The sequence below is a fragment of the Geodermatophilus sp. CPCC 205761 genome, assembly GCF_051383655.1.
In the GTDB taxonomy this organism is placed as follows: Bacteria; Actinomycetota; Actinomycetes; order Mycobacteriales; family Geodermatophilaceae; genus Geodermatophilus.
Genome location: NZ_JALPKQ010000053.1, coordinates 16405 through 31568 on the forward strand (window position 1 = coordinate 16405; position 15164 = coordinate 31568).

Here is a 15164-nt window from a genome sequence, read left to right on the forward strand (position 1 = left end):
GCCGGGATCTGTGGAGGGGGAACCGGACTGTGGACGGCCGGCGTCGCTCCGGCGGGGCCCGACCTAGCGTGCGCCGTGACCGGGAGGTTCCTGGAACCCGAGGAGGTCCACGTGAAGGTCGACATCGCCACCCTGCAGTCGATGGCCGGGCAGTGCCGGGCCGAGGCCGCGGACAGCACCGCTCGGCACGCCACCCTGTGGAGCAGCGTGAACGGCTCCGTGCTCGACGGCTGGACCGACAGCCAGGCCGCGGTGCAGTTCACCGAGCTGTACGAACAGTGGCGGCTCAGCGCGCAGGGGGTCAGCGACGCGCTCACCGGCATGGGGACCCTGCTGGACGGCGTCGCCGCGTCCTACCAGCAGCACGAGGCCGACATGGCCGCACGCATCGGAGCCCTGCTCTGAGGGGCGCGTCCGAGGCCGTCGGGAGGCGTCGTGCCCGCCCACCCGGGTCAGCCCGGGGGCGCGGCGCCGGTCGGCTGGACGACAGCCGGGTCGCGGCGGCCGAGCCGGCCGCGCAGCTGCCGGGCCGCGTCGGGGAGTCGCTCCCAGGGCAGGATCGAGAGGATCGCCACGCAGTGCGGCAGGAAGATGATCTTCACGCTGGCGAAGACCGACAGGTGGAAGCCGAGCAGGAAGACCACGAGCGCCAGCCGTGCCCGGTTCGACCAGACCAGCAGCATGAGCGGCGCGGCGAACTCCAGCAGGAGCATCGCCCACTGCGCGGCCACGAGCAGGCCGGGCACCTCGAGGGTCCAGTCCGACAGGACCGTTCCGCGGCGGACGATCGCCCGGGCCAGGGTCGAGCCGGTCGCCCAGTCCCATCCTCCGAAGCGCATCTTCGCCCAGGCGGCCAGGAAGTAGGTGAGCATGACGGTGACGAACACCGCGGCCATCGCCCAGCCGGCGGCCTCGGAGCTGCGCCGGTCCCGCCACCGCACGCGTCCGATGGTGGGCAGCACCGCGAGGGCGACGAGGTAGGCGATCCGGTCGTGGTCCACCTTCCCGTAGCTCATGGCGATGACCATCCACTCGAAGTAGAGGACGAACACCGCGGTGCCGAGCAGGCGGGGCGCCCGACCGGTGGCCGCCGCGAGGGCGGCGGCCACCAGTGCCCACTGAACGCCGTGCACCACCGCTGCCGTCGGCGTGGGCAGCGGCAGGAGCTGACCGATGGTGAGCGGCTGGTAGTACTCGGTCGGGACAGCGGCGTGCGCGCGGACCCAGGCCGTCGTGAGGAAGACGTCGACCGGGACGAACAGGTAGGCGATCGTCCGGAAGACCGCGATCCGGGCCAGCGGCACGGGCCGGAACCACCACCCGTGGCCGCGCCCCGACTCCTGCGCCGTCTCCGGCTGCGCGCCGGTGCCCGGGCTGTGGCTCACGGGGTGGCCTCCAGGTCGTGGGCGACGACGACGTCGTCGGTGACCTCGCCCGTGCGCCGGCCGTCCTCCAGGGCGTACCGGCGCAGCACGACCCGCACCTCGACGAGGGGTTCGGCGTCAGGGTGGTGGTCGGCGTAGGACTCCGCGAGCAGGCTCAGCAGGTCCGGCTGCTCCGCCAGACGGGAGAGCTGTCCCTCGAACTCGGCGCGGCGAAGCCCCACTTCGCCGCCGGAGAGCCGGATCTCCTCTCCGGCGGCGGTCAGGCCGACCACGCGGGTCGAGACCACCGGGCGGTCGGGGTCGGCCCGCGTCGAGTACATGCGGAACGGCCCGAACGGGAAGTCCGCGTCGGTGCCCCACAGGGTGCCGCCCAGCAGCACGGCCAGGACGACGGCGCAGGCGGCGAGCCGGGTCCGGCGGCCGGTGGGGGAGAGCGTCAGGACGCCGGTCTCCCCGGGGTCACGAGCAGGGGGAGCCGGTACCACCGGGGCATCGTAGGATCGGCGCCCGTCCAGATGGGGCAGCGACGCCGCGTGGTGGGCAACTGGCCCCGCTGGGCGCGGTGGCCCACGGCTGAGGCCGTCCGTGCCCCGCAGCCTGAGCCACGCCGGGAGCGCGCACATGCAGTTCGGTCGGTACTACGAGGAGTTCGAGGTCGGGGCCGTCTACAAGCACTGGCCCGGCAAGACCGTCACCGAGTACGACGACCACCTGTTCTGCCTGCTCACGATGAACCACCACCCGCTGCACCTGGACAGCCACTACGCCGCGGAGACCACCGACTTCGGCAGGAACGTCGTGGTCGGCAACTACGTGTACTCGCTGCTGCTCGGCATGAGCGTGCCGGACGTGTCGGGCAAGGCCATCGCCAACCTGGAGGTGGAGTCGCTGCGGCACGTGGCGCCGACCTTCCACGGCGACACGATCTACGGCGAGACCACGGTGCTCGACAAGACCGAGTCGCGGTCGAGGGACGACCGCGGAGTCGTGCACGTCGAGACGATCGGCTACAAGCAGGACGGCACCGTGGTGTGCGTCTTCCGGCGCAAGGTGATGGTGCCCAAGCGCTCCTACGGGGAGGCTCGTGGCGGAGAGCAGCCCGGCCGGCCGGAGCCGGCGCCGCGCGGCTGAGCCCGGCCATGGGGCTGCGGGCCGCACCCCACGGCGAGGCCGCCCCCCGGCGAGGGCCGCACCGCACGGCGAGGCCGCGCCCCGCGGCGCCCGGCACGTCAGGCCGGCAGTGCTCCCCAGCCGCGCAGCGTCTCCAGCAGCAGCGGAGTGCACGGCAACCGCGCCAGGTCGGCGGCGTCGGCGAAGGTGACCGCGTCCGCGTCGTCCCCGGCCACCGGCACGGCGTCCGGCTCCAGCAGGGTGCAGGCGTAGTCGACGACGGCGTACACCACCCCGGGGCCCGGGATGCGCACCCGGCCCACCTCGGCGCCCGCCCGCACCGCCAGGCCGGTCTCCTCGCGCACCTCCCGCTCCACGGCGGCGGCGGGGGACTCACCGGGTTCCACCCGTCCACCCGGCACCGACCACAGCCCGCGGCTGGGTTCGTGGCCCCGGCGGATCAGGAGCAGCCGTCCGGAGGCGTCGAGGACCACCGCCCCGACGCAGTCGAGGACCGGCAGCGGCCCGGGGACGGCGGGGTCGGACGGCATGCCGGGCACGGTACGCACGCGGCCCGGACACTCCGCTTGACGAACCCCGCCGGTCACAGGACGGTGTTGCCCGATGACTGTCACCACGGTCTGCCCCCGCTGCGGCGAGCGGTTGGTGGTCCGCCCGGGGAACACCGCCCAGGCCTGGTGTCACGTGCACGGTGCGGTGACGCCGCTGCACCACACCCTGCTGGTCGCCCACGACGCGATCTCGGCGGTCACCGCCGACGCCCGGGTGCCCGCCTGGGTGCCCGACCCGATGCCGTCGGGCTGGACGGTCACCGGCATGGCGTGGGGCGGGGAGCCCGGGGCCCGCGCGATCGTCGTCGACTGCTCCGGCCCGGCGCCCCTCGGCGGGACGGCGGAGCTGGTGCTGGTCGCCGAGGAGCCCGGGATGGGCGTCGGCTGCGGCTACGCCGGGCTGCCCGGACTGGACCCGGGCGACGTGATCTCCGGTCCCTCGTCGGCCGACGTCAAGGCCGCGGGGCAGCACGCCCCGCTGTGGGCGGTGCCCACCTCCGACGACCGCGCGGCCTTCGTCGGGGAGGCCTTCGGCGTCTGGTTGTGGCTGGTCATGTGGCCGATGTCGGCGGCCTGGCTGCTCGCCGAGCACCTCGAGCTGCTCGACCTGCGGGAGCGGCTCTACCCCGACCTCCCGCTGGGGCCGCCCAGCGAGCACCTGCTGCCCGGGACGTGACGGACCGGACCGGACCGGCCCGCAACCCGGGCGGCGTGTCCCGGAAGAGCACCCTGGTACCTGTGTTACCCATGGTGCTCGGCGTGGGCACACGCCTGTCGACGCACCCAGGAGGTGACGGTGAGCCTGAAGAAGGTCCTCGCCTGGCTGGTGGTCGCCTTCGTGCTGTTCTACGTCATCCAGGCGCCGGAGAGCTCGGCCGAGATCGTCCGCAGCGCCGGCGAGGCCCTCGGCGACGCGGCGTCCTCCCTGGCCGCCTTCGTCGGCTCGCTGGTCTAGCCGTCGGCGCATGACCGGCCCGGCAGGCGCCCGGCCGCCGGCCGAGGGCCGGCGGCCGCGCTGGAGCAAGGACGCCGAGAAGTACCTGCTGCCGCACGAGCACCCTCCGGTCGTCGCCACCCGCCGGCACTGGGCCGTGCTCATCGAACCGATCGCCAAGGGCCTCCCGCTGCTCGTCGCCGGCGGGTGGCTGCTGCTGCTCGACCCGCGCAACCGGGTGTCGACGACGGCCGGCTTCCTCGTGCTCGTCGGTGTGGCGGTCTACCTCTCGCTGCGGATCGGCGAGTGGTGGATGCGGCACTTCCTCGTCACCAATCGCCGCGTCCTGCTGACCAGCGGCATCATCGTCCGCACCGTGGCGCTGCTGCCGCTGCGCCGGATCACCGACCTCACCTACAAGGAGACGCTGGTGGGGCAGGTGCTGGGGTACGGCACCTTCCGCTTCGAGTCGGCGGGGCAGCAGCAGGCGCTGTCGGAGATCACCTACCTCCCGCGGGCGGACCTGCTCTACCGCAAGGTCAGCAACCTGCTGTTCGGTGCCGACGGCGCCGACACCGGGGACGACGAGGGCAACCTCGACCCGCGGTCGTCGCGCCGCCGCCGCGTCGGGCGCCGGGACACCCGGCCGATCGCGGGGGAGCGGCCGCGCCGCGGCCGGCCACCGCGGGTGGCCGGCCCCCGGGACGGGCAGTCTGACCGGTGATGAGGATCGATCTGCACACCCACTCGTCGGTCTCCGACGGCACCGAGACCCCGGCCGAACTCCTGGCGACGGCGCGAGCGGCCGACCTGGACGTCGTCGCGCTCACCGACCACGACACGACGGCGGGCTGGGCGGAGGTGGAGCAGGCCCGGCCGGCAGGGCTGACCGTCGTCCCCGGGATGGAGCTGTCCTGCCGCTGGTTCCCCGGCGGCGCGCCACCGATCAGCGTCCACCTGCTGGCCTACCTGTTCGACCCCGAGCACCCCGCCCTCGCCGCCGAGCGGACCAGGTTGCGCACCGAGCGGCTCGGCCGCGGGGAGCGCATCGTGGACGCCCTCGCCGCGGCTGGCTACCCGGTGGCCTGGGCCGAGATCGTCGAGCGCTCGCAGGGCGGGGTGGTCGGCCGGCCGCACGTCGCGCGGGCCCTGGTGGAGGCCGGTGTCGTCGAGTCCGTCGACCACGCCTTCGCCACCCTGCTCCACCACCGCAGCCCCTACTACGTGGCCAAGGCCGACACCGACGTCCTGGCCGGGATCGCGCTGGTCCGGGCCGCCGGCGGGGTGCCGGTCTTCGCCCACGGTCTGGCCACCAAGCGGGGCCGGGTCGTCGGGGACGAGGCGATCGCCGCGATGGTCGGCGCCGGCCTGCTCGGCCTGGAGGTCGACCACCCCGACCACGACGAGCAGGAGCGCGAGCACCTCCGGGGTCTGGCCGGTGAGATGGACCTGCTGGTCACCGGCTCGAGCGACTACCACGGCACCAACAAGACGACGCCGATCGCCGCCTGCACCACCGCGCCGGACCAGCTGGAGGCGCTGCTGGCGGCCGGCACCGGCGCCGCGCCGTACCGCGACTGACGCCGGGACCGTCGCCCGCGGCGGCTAGCGTGGAGGCGTGGTGCAGTCGGGAACCGCGCAGTCGCAGCTGGAGATGCCGGGCATGCCGCGCCGGCTGTTCCCGGCGACGCCGAGCAAGCTCGCCTCGTTCGCCGACTGCCCGCGCCGCTACCGGTTCGCCTACCTCGACCGGCCGACCCCGCCCAAGGGCCCGGCGTGGGCGCACAACACGGTGGGCTCCGCGGTGCACGCCGCGCTGCGCTCGTGGTGGGAGCTGGCCCTGGAGAAGCGGACGACGGCCGGCGCCCGGCAGCTGCTCTACTCCGTCTGGTCGACGGCCGGCTTCCGCGACGCCGAGCAGGCCGACCGCTGGCGGGCCCGGGCGGCGGGGTGGCTCACCGACTACGTCGGTGGTCTGGACCCGGCCGACGAGCCGGTCGGTACCGAGCGGCAGGTCGCCGCCACGACCGAGCGGCTGGCGCTGTCGGGCCGGATCGACCGCATCGACCAGCGCGGCGACGAGCTCGTCGTCGTCGACTACAAGACCGGCCGGGCGGTCTGCACCGACGACGAGGCGCGGGGCTCACCCGCACTGGCCGCCTACGTGCTGGGCGTGCGCCGCACGCTCCGCCGGCCGTGCAACCGGGTCGAGCTGCACCACCTGCCCAGCGGCACGGTGGCCGCGTTCGAGCACACCGAGCGGTCGCTGGCCAACCACGTCCGGCGGGCCGAGGACATCGCCGCCGACATCGGCACGGCCACCGCGGCGGTCGACGAGGGGCAGGACCGGGACGCCGCGTTCCCGGCCGCCCCGGGCCGGCAGTGCGGCTGGTGCGACTTCCGGCCCAGCTGCCCGACCGGTCAGGCCGCGACGCCGTCGCGGGAGACCTGGAGCTTCCTCGCCGAGGACGACGACCTCACGCGCTGACCGGCTGCGCCCGGGCCACCCGCTCGAGGCCCGCCCACACGATGGGGGAGCGCCGGGCCCGCTGGGGCAGCCGCAGCACCGCCAGCCGGAACGCCCGCACCGCCCCCGTCGCCGCCGGGTCGGTCACGCCGAACCCGGGCAGCGAGTACATCCGCCGGGCCCACTGCGGCAGCGTCGCCACCGCGAGGGACGCCAGCGTGCCCCACGCCGGGCGGGCCGGCGTCAGGAAGCGCACCCAGGCCGGCATCGGCGGGGTGACCACCAGCCGCATCGCGTCGCGGGCGGCCGGGGTGAGGGCCAGCGACGGCCGGACGCGGGCGAAGTAGCCGGCCAGCTCCGCGACGGTGCGCGGCACCTCGGCCTCGGTGCAACCGACGAGGGCGGCGGCGGTCACCTGCTCGGCGACGTACCGGTCGGCGTCGGTGTCCGTGGTCACCACCGCGGCCCGGCGGGCGACGTCGAGCAGCGAGTCGACCTCGCAGCAGTGCACCCACAGCAGCAGGTTGGGGTCGTCGACCCGGTAGGCGCGGCCGCTCTCCGGCTCCACGCCGGCCAGCCGCCGGTGGATGCCGCGCACCCGCCGCACCGCCCGCACGGCCTCGCGGCGGGTACCGAAGGTCACGGTGTCGACGTAGGCGGCGGTGCGGGCCAGGCGCGGCCACGGGTCGGTGCGGAAGCCCTCGGAGAGGGTCGCCACGCCGTCCATCGCCACCGGGTGCAGTGCCTGGAGCAGCAGCGCCCGCAGCCCGCCGACGGAGAACACCGGGTCGGCGTGCACCCGCCAGGTGACGCTGTCGGGACCGAAGAACCCGAGCAGGTCCTCCTCCGGGGTCCAGTCCCGGGCCGAGGGCGTCACGGCCGGGCCGCGGACCCGGCCGTGACCGAGGCCCAGAAGCCGAGGAACACCGCGAGCAGCCGGTGCGGGTTCTCGATGGCGGGGGAGTGGATCGACCCCGGGATGACCTCGCAGGGGGCACCGAGCCGCCGCGCCATGTCCGCCTGGGCGGCCGGCGTCCACGCGTCGTCCGCGGCTCCGTGCGCGACCAGCACCGGCACCCCCGTGGCCGCGAGCTCCGCCACCCGGTCCGGCTCGCCGGTCATCGCGTCGGCCATGCCGCGCAGGCCGGCCTCGCTGTTGGCCAGGAACCGCCGGGTCAGGAACGCCCGGGTGGGGGCGGGGACGGACTGTGCCTTCGGGTCGGTCATCGACAGCTGCTCGAGGGTCTCGTGCACCAGCTCCACGCCGCCGGCGTCCAGCAGGGGGGCGAGGTGGTCGAGCAGCTCGGCGCGCGGACCGACCAGCCGCGACGGGCCGGAGCCGAGCAGGGTCAGGGAGGTGAACAGCGACGGCTCGGCCAGGACGGCGGCCCGGCTGACCAGCCCGCCGAAGCTGTGCCCGACCAGGTGCAGGACGCGGCACCCGGCGCGCAGCTCCCGGGCGACGGCGACCAGGTCACCGGCCAGCTCGGCGACGGTGTAGCGGGAGGGGTCGTCGGGGCCGGGCGACTCGTACTGGCCGCGCTGGTCGAGCGCGATCACGCGGTAGCCGGCGCCGCACAGGGGCCGCAGCAGGGGCGCGAAGTCCTCCTTGCTGCCGGTGTAGCCGGCCACCATGAGGACGGTGCCGCTCTCCCCGTCGCCCTCGGTGTCCAGCGCGACGAGCGGCCCGGCCCCGCCGGCGAACGTCCGGTGGCGGGCGTCGTGGTCGGCCAGCTGCCGCAGGTCGTCCGGGGCGATGGAGAGCGGGGCGCTGTCGTCGGGACCGGCGGGCATCACCATGCCCCCAGTCAACCCCGCCCGGCGCGGCGGTGTCGCCCCCGGCTCCACCCTCGCGGACGGCTCAGCGCGAGGCGACCACCCGATCGGGCTCCCCGGCGACGACGACCGGCCCCGCGACGGTGACCAGCGCGTCCGCCGGCAGGCCGGCGACGGTGGTACGGCCGAGTTCGTCCCCGGTCGCGAGGTCGCGCAGCACGACGGTGCCGCCCTCCGGGACCGGGACGGCGGTCACGGGGGACAGCAGCTTGCCGGCCGCCGCGCCGGACGGCAGCCCGGTCGCGGGCACCTGCCAGCGGAGGGCGCCGGTGGTCTGGTCGACGGCGGAGAGCTCCCCGTCCGCCAGGACCAGTGCGGTGTCGCCGAGCCCCGTCATCCGGGCGGCCGTGCCGGGGAGCGGGTTCCCCACGGGGGTGCCGTCGCCGGCGGCGAGCAGGTGGACGCCGTCCGCACCCGCGACGGCCACCGCCCGGTCGACGCCGGCCAGCACCGTCCCCTCCGGGACGTCGCGGGTCCACCGAGCCGCGCCCTCGAAGCCGTCGAAGAGCCGCAGCTGCCAGGCCGACGTCCCCGCGCACCGCTGCAGGACGACGACCCCCGCCTGCCCGACGTCGGCGTCGACGATCCGGCAGCCCTCGCCGGCCGGCTGCCGCCAGCGGGTGCCGTCCCCGACCGGGTCGATGGTGACCACGCCGGTGGGGGCGACGGCCAGGACGATCCCGTTGGTGCTGTGCAGCGTCACGTCGGAGCGGTAGCTGACGTTCCGCGTCCACGAGCGCACGCCGGTGTCGACGGCCAGCGCCACGGCCTCGTCGCAGCGGTCCTCGGTGCGGAAGACCGCGACCACGACGCTGCCGATCAGCGTCCAGTCGCAGAGCCGGGCGTTGGCGCGGCTGTACTGCCAGGCCACGTCGCCGGTCCCGACGTGGAGTGCGCGCACCCCGTGCCGGTCGCCGACCACGACGCGGCCGCCGTGCACCGCCGCCTCGCCGGTGGTCGGGGCAGTCCAGACCGTGGAGACGGCGCCGGCCGGCGCCCCCGAGGGGACGCCGGCCGGTTCAGCCGTGGTGCTGCGGGTCGCCGCCGCGTCCGAGCCGCGCCACAGCAGGGCGGCCAGGACGACGAGCGCGAGGGTGGCCGCCGTCCAGATCCACACCCGCGGCGGCGGGCGGCGCGGACCCACCGCTGCGGCGTCTCAGGCGGCCGGCTCGGCGGAGCCGCGGGTGGCGCCACCGCGACGACGACGCCGCCGGCGCGGCTTGGCCGCCTCGCCGGAGGCGCCGGACTCACCCGACTCACCGGTCTCGCCGGCAGGGGCGTCGGCCGCGGCCGGGGCTGCCGTGTCGGCCGCGCCGGTCCCGCCACCGCGGGTGCGCCGGCGCGGTCGGTTGGTGCGGGGGGCGGCCGGGGGAGCCTCGTCCTCGCGGGCGGGGCCGCGCGAGCCTCCGCGGGTGCGCTTGCCGGTCTCGCCGAGGTCCTCGAGGGTCTCGGCGTCCAGCCCCTCGCGGGTGCGCTGGGCGCGGGGCAGCCGGCCGGTCGCGCCCTCGGGCACGTCCAGGTCGGAGTAGACCCACGGGGAGGTGGAGTAGGTCTCCGGCGGGTCGGTGAAGTCGAGGTCCAGCGCCTTGTTGATCAGCTGCCACCGCGGGATGTCGTCCCAGTCGACCAGGGTCACCGCGACACCCTCGCTGCCCGCCCGGCCGGTGCGGCCGATCCGGTGCAGGTAGGTCTTCTCGTCCTCGGGGCACTGGTAGTTGACGACGTGGCTGACCCCGGTGACGTCGATGCCGCGGGCGGCGACGTCTGTGGCGACCAGCACGTCGACCTTGCCGCTGCGGAAGGCGCGCAGCGCCTGCTCGCGGGCGCCCTGGCCGAGGTCACCGTGCACGGCCGCCGCGGCGAAACCGCGCTCGACCAGCTCGTCGGCGACCTTCTGGGCGGTGCGCTTGGTGCGGCAGAACACCATGACCAGGCCACGGTCGCGTGACTGCAGCACGCGGGAGAGCAGCTCGGGCTTGTCCAGGTTGTGCGCCCGGTAGATGAACTGGGTCGTCTGCGGAACGGTCGAGCCCTCGTCGTTGCCGTGCGCCCGGATGTGCGTCGGCTGCGTCATGAACGAACGCGACAGGGTCACGATCGGCCCGGGCATCGTCGCGGAGAACAGCATCGTCTGCCGCTTGTCCGGGACCATCGCCAGGATCCGCTCGATGTCGGGCAGGAAGCCCAGGTCGAGCATCTCGTCGGCCTCGTCGAGCACGAGGACCTTGACCTTGCCGAGGATCAGGTCGCCGCGCTGGGCCAGGTCGAGCAGTCGCCCCGGGGTGCCGACGACGATCTCGACGCCGTTCTGCAACGACTGGACCTGCGGCTCGAAGGCCCGGCCGCCGTAGATGGCCTGCACGCGGATGCCGCGCTTGGCACCGGCGGTCGCCAGGTCGCGGGAGACCTGGACGCAGAGCTCACGGGTGGGGACGACGACCAGCGCCTGCGGTACGCCGTCACCGCCCTCGGCCGGGGGGACGACGCGCTGCAGCATCGGGACGCCGAAGCCGAGGGTCTTGCCGGTGCCGGTGCGGGCCTGCCCGATGAGGTCGTGCCCGGCCAGCGCCAGCGGGAGGGTCAACTCCTGGATGGCGAAGGTGCGGGTGATCCCGACCTCGGCCAGGGCGGCGATGACGTCGGGATGCACGTCGAAGTCGCTGAACAGCGGGCTGTCCGGGGCGACGGGTGCGCCGCCCAGCTCCTCGACCTGCGACTCCAGCTCCTCGGGCGCGGGGGCGCCGGTCTCGGCGTGCTCGAGGTCGGTGGTGGTGGTGTTCTCGATGGAGGTCAGTGCTCTCGCCTCTGGTCTGCTGGGGGACGGCGCCGGCGGCGGGGGTCCGCTGCGTCGGAGCCGTCCCGCTGGGTGGTCGCGGGATGGGTTCCAGCGCCAACGCAGCCAGCAGAACCGGGCGTTCGGGTTCGGCCCGGGAGACAGCCCTCGAGGAGCGTCGTCCAGCGGTCGTCAGCGCACAGATGTCCTAGCGAACCGGAGGGCTCGCCGATTCCCATCGTAACCTGCGCACCGGTTAGCCTCCTCGCGCCGCGCTGTCCGGTCCGCTCGGGCGCCTCGTGCGAGACGGCCGCCGCGTCCGCCCGCCGAGCCCTGGAGCCGCCCGTGAGCACGGCCGACAACCGCGCCGTCGTCGACCTGCTGGGGGTGCTGGCCTACGCGGAGCTGACCGCGTTCGACCGGCTCGCCGAGGACGCCCGCCTCGCCCCGACGCTCGCCGGGCGGGCGGCGCTGGCGGAGATGGCGGCCGCGGAGATCGGTCACCACGCCCGGCTCACCGCGCGCCTGACCGAGCTCGGCGCCGACCCCACCGAGGCGATGACGCCGTTCGTGGCGGCGCTGGACGCCTTCCACGAGAGCACCCGCCCCCGCACCTGGCTGGAGGGGCTGGTCAAGGCCTACGTCGGTGACGGACTGGCGGCCGACTTCTACCGCGAGATCGCCACCTTCCTGCCCGACCCGGACCAGGCGCTGATCCTCGACGTGCTCGCCGACACCGGGCACGCGGACTTCGCCGTGCGGGAGGTCCGGGCGGCGATCGCGGCCCACCGGACCGTCGCCGGCCGGCTGGCCCTGTGGGGACGGCGGCTCGTGGGCGAGGCCATCACCCAGTCGCAGGCGGTCGTCGCCGAGCGCGAGGAGCTGGCCCGGCTGATCATGGCGGGCACCGGGGACCTCGCGGGGATCGGCCGGCTCATCGCCCGGATCACCTCCGCGCACACCGAGCGGATGAAGACGCTCGGTCTCAACCCCTGACGGGAGTCGTCGTGCCGCACCTGCTCGTCGTGGGCGCCGGGCCGGGTATCGCGGCGGCCACCGCCCGCCGGTTCGGTGCGGCCGGCTGGTCGGTCTCGCTGGTCGCCCGGCGCCGGGAGGTGGTGGCGGAGCTCTGCGCCGGCCTCGCGGCCGACGGGGTCGAGGCCGCCTCCGCCGTCGCGGATGCCGGCGACGCCGCCGCGCTGACCGCCGCCATCGGGGAGCTGATCGCCGCGGCCGGACCGGTGGACGCGCTGCTGCACAACGTCTCGGTGGGCCGGGAGGTCCCCGCCGCCGACCTCACGCCCGAACAGCTGACCGCCGATCTCGCGGCCGGCGTCGTCGCCCTGCAGACGGCGGTGCGCGCGGTGCTGCCGGGGATGGCCGGGCGCGGCGCCGGCACGGTCCTGGCCACCGGCGGCGGGACGGCGGACCGGCCCATGGCGGCGCTGCCCACGCTCGGCGTCCAGAAGGCGGCGCTGCGCTCGCTCGTCGGCGCCCTGGCCGCCGACCTCGCCCCCCGCGGCGTGCACGTGGCCACCGCGACGATCCGCGGGCTGGTGGGGGAGGACCGGCAGATCACGCCGGACCGGATCGCCGCGCTGTACGAGGAGCTGGTCGCCGAGACCGCCGGCCCGCGGGAGGCCTGGCGCACCGTCGTCGACCTGTGAAAGGACCCCGGTGCCCCCCACGCCTCGCAAGCTCGGCGCGGGCCCCTGCACCGGGGCCTCCTCCAGGTCCTACGCTCCGGCGATGAAACCCACCCGGCGCTGGTCGGGCTGCGCGATCTCCACGTAGGCGATGCGGTCGACCGGGACGAGAACCCGGCGGCCACGGTCGTCGACCAGGGTCAGCAGGCCGTCCTTCGTCGCGCCGGACATGGCCTTCGCCACCTCGCTGGCGATCTCGTCGGGGGTCTGGGGGCTGTCGATGACCAGCTCCCGGGGGGAGTGTTGGACACCGATCTTGACTTCCACGGGGGATGCCTCCTCGAGTTGCGCGGCTGTCTTCCACGCTAGTGCAGCCGCAGAACCGCCGACCGGCGGTGCGGGTGCGCCGTCAGCGAAACGTCGCGCTCAGTGCGCGGCGTGCTCGCCGCCCTCGAGCCGGGGGAAGTTGGAGATCCCCCGCCACGACAGCGCCGTCATGAGGGCCACCGCCTCGTCGCGGGACACCGTGCCCTTGCGGTCCAGCCACCAGCGGGCGCTGGTCTCGGCGAGCCCGGTCATGCCCGAGGCGAGCAGCAGCGCCCGTTCCCGGTCGACGCCGGTGTCGGCGGCGATGACCTCGGCGATCGCCTCCACGCAGGAGTGGTGGCCGCGGTCGGCGAGCGCCCGCACCTCGTCGTCGTTGCGCAGGTCGGACTCGAACACCAGCCGGAACGCCGAGCCCTCGGTGTTGATGAAGTCGAAGTAGGCGCCCACGGCGCCGTTGACCCGCGTGCGGTTGTCGTCGGTGCCGGACATCGCGTCGCGCACCCGGTCGGTGAGCTCGGTGACCTGCTGCTCGAGCAGGGCCACGTACAGCTCCCGCTTGCCGGGGAAGTGCTGATAGAGCACCGGCTTGCTGACGCCGGCCCGGTCGGCGATGTCGTCCATCGCGGCCGCGTGGTAGCCCTGCGCGACGAAGACCTCCTGCGCGGCCTGCAGCAGCTGCAGCCGCCGGGCGCCGCGGGGCAGGCGGGACGATCGGCGGGCGGGCGCGGGAACGGGCCGGGGCAGCGACATGACGTCCGGATGTTACCGGCGGGTCACGGGGATGCGCCCTGCGTGCGGCGCTGACCTACCGTCGGCGGGTGATGCGCACGCCGTCCGCCCCGCCCGCCGTCCCGGCCCGCCTGTCCACCGTTCCGCTGCCCCGCACCGACGCGGTGCCCCCGCCGTGGCCCGGTGGGCCGGTGCCGGTCCGGGGCGGGGAGGTCTTCGTCCGGCGGACGCCGTGGACCGGGCCGGTCGACGGTCGTCGGGACGGCGCCCCGCGGGAGCGGGTGCTGTACGTGCACGGCCTCGGCGGGGCGTCGACCAACTGGACCGACCTCGCCGCGCTGCTCGCGGTCCGCTTCGACGGGTGGGCGGTGGACCTGCCCGGGTTCGGGCGCTCGCACCCGCCGGCCCGCAGCGCGTACTCCGTCCGGGGGCACGTGCGGGCCGTCGTCGACCTGCTGGAGCGGATCGCCGCGGAGCCGGGGGAGGGCGCGGGGCGGCCGCTGCACCTGGTGGGCAACTCGCTGGGCGGGCTGGTGTCGCTGCTCGTGGCCGCCCGCCGGCCCGACCTCGTGGCCACGCTGACCCTGGTGTCCCCGGCGATGCCGGTGTACCGGGTGCCCTCGGTGTTCAGCCGCGCCCTCCCGCTGCTCCTCCTGCCCGGCGTGCCGGCGCTGGCCGAGCGGCGGCTGACCGGCGTGACGCCCGAGCAGCAGGTGCGCGGGATGCTGGCGATGTGCTTCGGCGACCCGTCCCGGGTGCCGCGCGCGCGGCTGGACCAGGCGCTGGAGGAGATGCGTGAGCGGGCCGGGCAGCCGTGGGCCGTGCGCGCGCTGACCCGCAGCATGCGCGGCCTGATCACCTCCTACCTCCGGGTGGGCGCGGCCAACGCCTGGCGTGCGGCGCGCCGGCTGCGGCCGCCGACGCTGGTGGTCTGGGGGGACCGCGACCGGCTGGTCGACCCGGCCCTGGCGCCGCGGCTGGCCACCGCCGTCCCCGACGGCCGGCTGCTCCTGCTCGAGGGCGTGGGGCACGTCGCGATGATGGAGGCCGCGGAGCCGACCGCCCGGGCCGTCCTCGCCCTCGCGGAGGACGCCGCCGAGGCGGCCGCGACCCGGTCGGTGGGGTCGGACGGCGCGGCGGAACCGCTCGGCGCGCAGGCGTCCTGAGCGCCCGTCGCGAGACGTCCCGGTCCGACACACGCCGGGGCTGCGAGGTGTCCCGGAGACTCCGCGGACCGTGAGAGCCTGGCGGGGTGAGCCCCGCGGACCCGCCCCCCGGCCGCGGGCCGGTCCGGCGCCCGGGTCCACCGCCGCCGGCGGTCCGGCGCGGAGGTGAGCCGGAGCGGATCCGGCCGCGGGTCCCGCCGCCCGCACCCGGCCGCCGCG

Annotated in this window: 19 protein-coding genes; 10 read left to right on the top strand and 9 right to left on the bottom strand. The window is 75.7% G+C overall.

Annotation, left to right across the window (positions count from 1 at the left end; translation table 11 throughout):
* The first annotated feature begins 111 nt into the window (after positions 1-111).
* Positions 112-405: a WXG100 family type VII secretion target gene (locus tag MY526_RS23115; protein ID WP_436695419.1), complete on the top strand. Its 294-nt coding sequence runs from the start codon at positions 112-114 to the stop codon at positions 403-405.
* A gap of 47 nt (positions 406-452) precedes the next feature.
* On the opposite strand, the gene MY526_RS23120 is transcribed toward MY526_RS23115, so the two are convergent.
* Both MY526_RS23120 and MY526_RS23125 read right to left on the bottom strand, forming a co-directional pair.
* Positions 453-1385: an HTTM domain-containing protein gene (locus tag MY526_RS23120; protein ID WP_436705165.1), complete on the bottom strand. Its 933-nt coding sequence runs from the start codon at positions 1383-1385 to the stop codon at positions 453-455.
* Positions 1382-1870, bottom strand: a complete 489-nt coding sequence (locus tag MY526_RS23125) for a hypothetical protein (RefSeq protein WP_436705166.1) — start codon at positions 1868-1870, stop codon at positions 1382-1384. Before MY526_RS23125 ends, MY526_RS23120 begins: the two co-directional genes overlap by 4 nt.
* Positions 1871-2006: 136 nt before the next feature.
* Between MY526_RS23125 and MY526_RS23130 the strand changes: the two genes are divergently transcribed.
* Positions 2007-2516 (top strand): MaoC family dehydratase, encoded by a 510-nt coding sequence (locus MY526_RS23130; RefSeq protein ID WP_436695416.1) that lies wholly within the window; start codon positions 2007-2009, stop codon positions 2514-2516.
* Between the two features lie 98 nt (positions 2517-2614).
* On the opposite strand, the gene MY526_RS23135 is transcribed toward MY526_RS23130, so the two are convergent.
* On the bottom strand, positions 2615-3046 hold the full coding sequence (locus MY526_RS23135; protein WP_436695415.1) for an NUDIX hydrolase: 432 nt from the start codon (positions 3044-3046) through the stop codon (positions 2615-2617).
* 73 nt (positions 3047-3119) lie between these two features.
* On the opposite strand from MY526_RS23135, the gene MY526_RS23140 reads away from it, so the two are divergent.
* From MY526_RS23140 to MY526_RS23160, 5 genes are all read left to right on the top strand, one after another.
* A complete protein-coding gene (locus MY526_RS23140; RefSeq protein WP_436695414.1) occupies positions 3120-3743 on the top strand; it encodes a DUF6758 family protein in 624 nt (207 codons plus the stop codon).
* Between the two features lie 120 nt (positions 3744-3863).
* Positions 3864-4022: a hypothetical protein gene (locus MY526_RS23145; protein ID WP_436695413.1), complete on the top strand. Its 159-nt coding sequence runs from the start codon at positions 3864-3866 to the stop codon at positions 4020-4022.
* A gap of 10 nt (positions 4023-4032) precedes the next feature.
* Positions 4033-4725 carry a PH domain-containing protein gene (locus MY526_RS23150; RefSeq protein ID WP_436695412.1) on the top strand — a complete coding sequence of 231 codons (693 nt, stop codon included), beginning with the start codon at positions 4033-4035 and terminating at the stop codon, positions 4723-4725.
* Positions 4725-5582: a PHP domain-containing protein gene (locus MY526_RS23155; RefSeq protein ID WP_436695411.1), complete on the top strand. Its 858-nt coding sequence runs from the start codon at positions 4725-4727 to the stop codon at positions 5580-5582. Before MY526_RS23150 ends, MY526_RS23155 begins: the two co-directional genes overlap by 1 nt.
* Positions 5583-5619: 37 nt before the next feature.
* Complete coding sequence (locus MY526_RS23160) at positions 5620-6489, top strand: RecB family exonuclease (protein ID WP_436695410.1); 870 nt, start codon at positions 5620-5622, stop codon at positions 6487-6489.
* Here the strand turns inward: MY526_RS23160 and MY526_RS23165 are convergent.
* The 4 genes from MY526_RS23165 to MY526_RS23180 all read right to left on the bottom strand — a co-directional run bounded on the left by MY526_RS23165 (position 6479) and on the right by MY526_RS23180 (position 10954).
* Entirely contained in the window at positions 6479-7345 is an 867-nt protein-coding gene (locus MY526_RS23165) for an oxygenase MpaB family protein (protein WP_436705167.1), read from the bottom strand. The two genes, MY526_RS23160 and MY526_RS23165, sit on opposite strands and share 11 nt — an antisense overlap.
* On the bottom strand, positions 7342-8268 hold the full coding sequence (locus MY526_RS23170; RefSeq protein ID WP_436695408.1) for an alpha/beta fold hydrolase: 927 nt from the start codon (positions 8266-8268) through the stop codon (positions 7342-7344). Before MY526_RS23170 ends, MY526_RS23165 begins: the two co-directional genes overlap by 4 nt.
* Before the next feature lie 61 nt (positions 8269-8329).
* Complete coding sequence (locus tag MY526_RS23175) at positions 8330-9448, bottom strand: PQQ-binding-like beta-propeller repeat protein (RefSeq protein ID WP_436695407.1); 1119 nt, start codon at positions 9446-9448, stop codon at positions 8330-8332.
* A gap of 12 nt (positions 9449-9460) precedes the next feature.
* On the bottom strand, positions 9461-10954 hold the full coding sequence (locus MY526_RS23180; RefSeq protein ID WP_436705168.1) for a DEAD/DEAH box helicase: 1494 nt from the start codon (positions 10952-10954) through the stop codon (positions 9461-9463).
* Between the two features lie 468 nt (positions 10955-11422).
* Between MY526_RS23180 and MY526_RS23185 the strand changes: the two genes are divergently transcribed.
* Together MY526_RS23185 and MY526_RS23190 are read left to right on the top strand one after the other, a co-directional pair.
* Positions 11423-12073, top strand: a complete 651-nt coding sequence (locus MY526_RS23185) for a ferritin-like fold-containing protein (RefSeq protein ID WP_436695405.1) — start codon at positions 11423-11425, stop codon at positions 12071-12073.
* Positions 12074-12084: 11 nt separating this feature from the next.
* A complete protein-coding gene (locus MY526_RS23190; protein ID WP_436695404.1) occupies positions 12085-12744 on the top strand; it encodes an SDR family oxidoreductase in 660 nt (219 codons plus the stop codon).
* 69 nt (positions 12745-12813) lie between these two features.
* Here MY526_RS23190 and MY526_RS23195 read toward each other — a convergent pair whose 3' ends face one another.
* Both MY526_RS23195 and MY526_RS23200 read right to left on the bottom strand, forming a co-directional pair.
* A complete protein-coding gene (locus MY526_RS23195; RefSeq protein WP_436695403.1) occupies positions 12814-13050 on the bottom strand; it encodes a DUF3107 domain-containing protein in 237 nt (78 codons plus the stop codon).
* 99 nt (positions 13051-13149) lie between these two features.
* A complete protein-coding gene (locus MY526_RS23200; RefSeq protein WP_436705169.1) occupies positions 13150-13800 on the bottom strand; it encodes a TetR/AcrR family transcriptional regulator in 651 nt (216 codons plus the stop codon).
* Positions 13801-13871: 71 nt separating this feature from the next.
* Here MY526_RS23200 and MY526_RS23205 point away from each other — a divergent pair, with 71 nt between their 5' ends.
* Positions 13872-14945, top strand: a complete 1074-nt coding sequence (locus MY526_RS23205) for an alpha/beta fold hydrolase (RefSeq protein WP_436695430.1) — start codon at positions 13872-13874, stop codon at positions 14943-14945.
* The last annotated feature ends 219 nt before the right edge of the window (positions 14946-15164 follow it).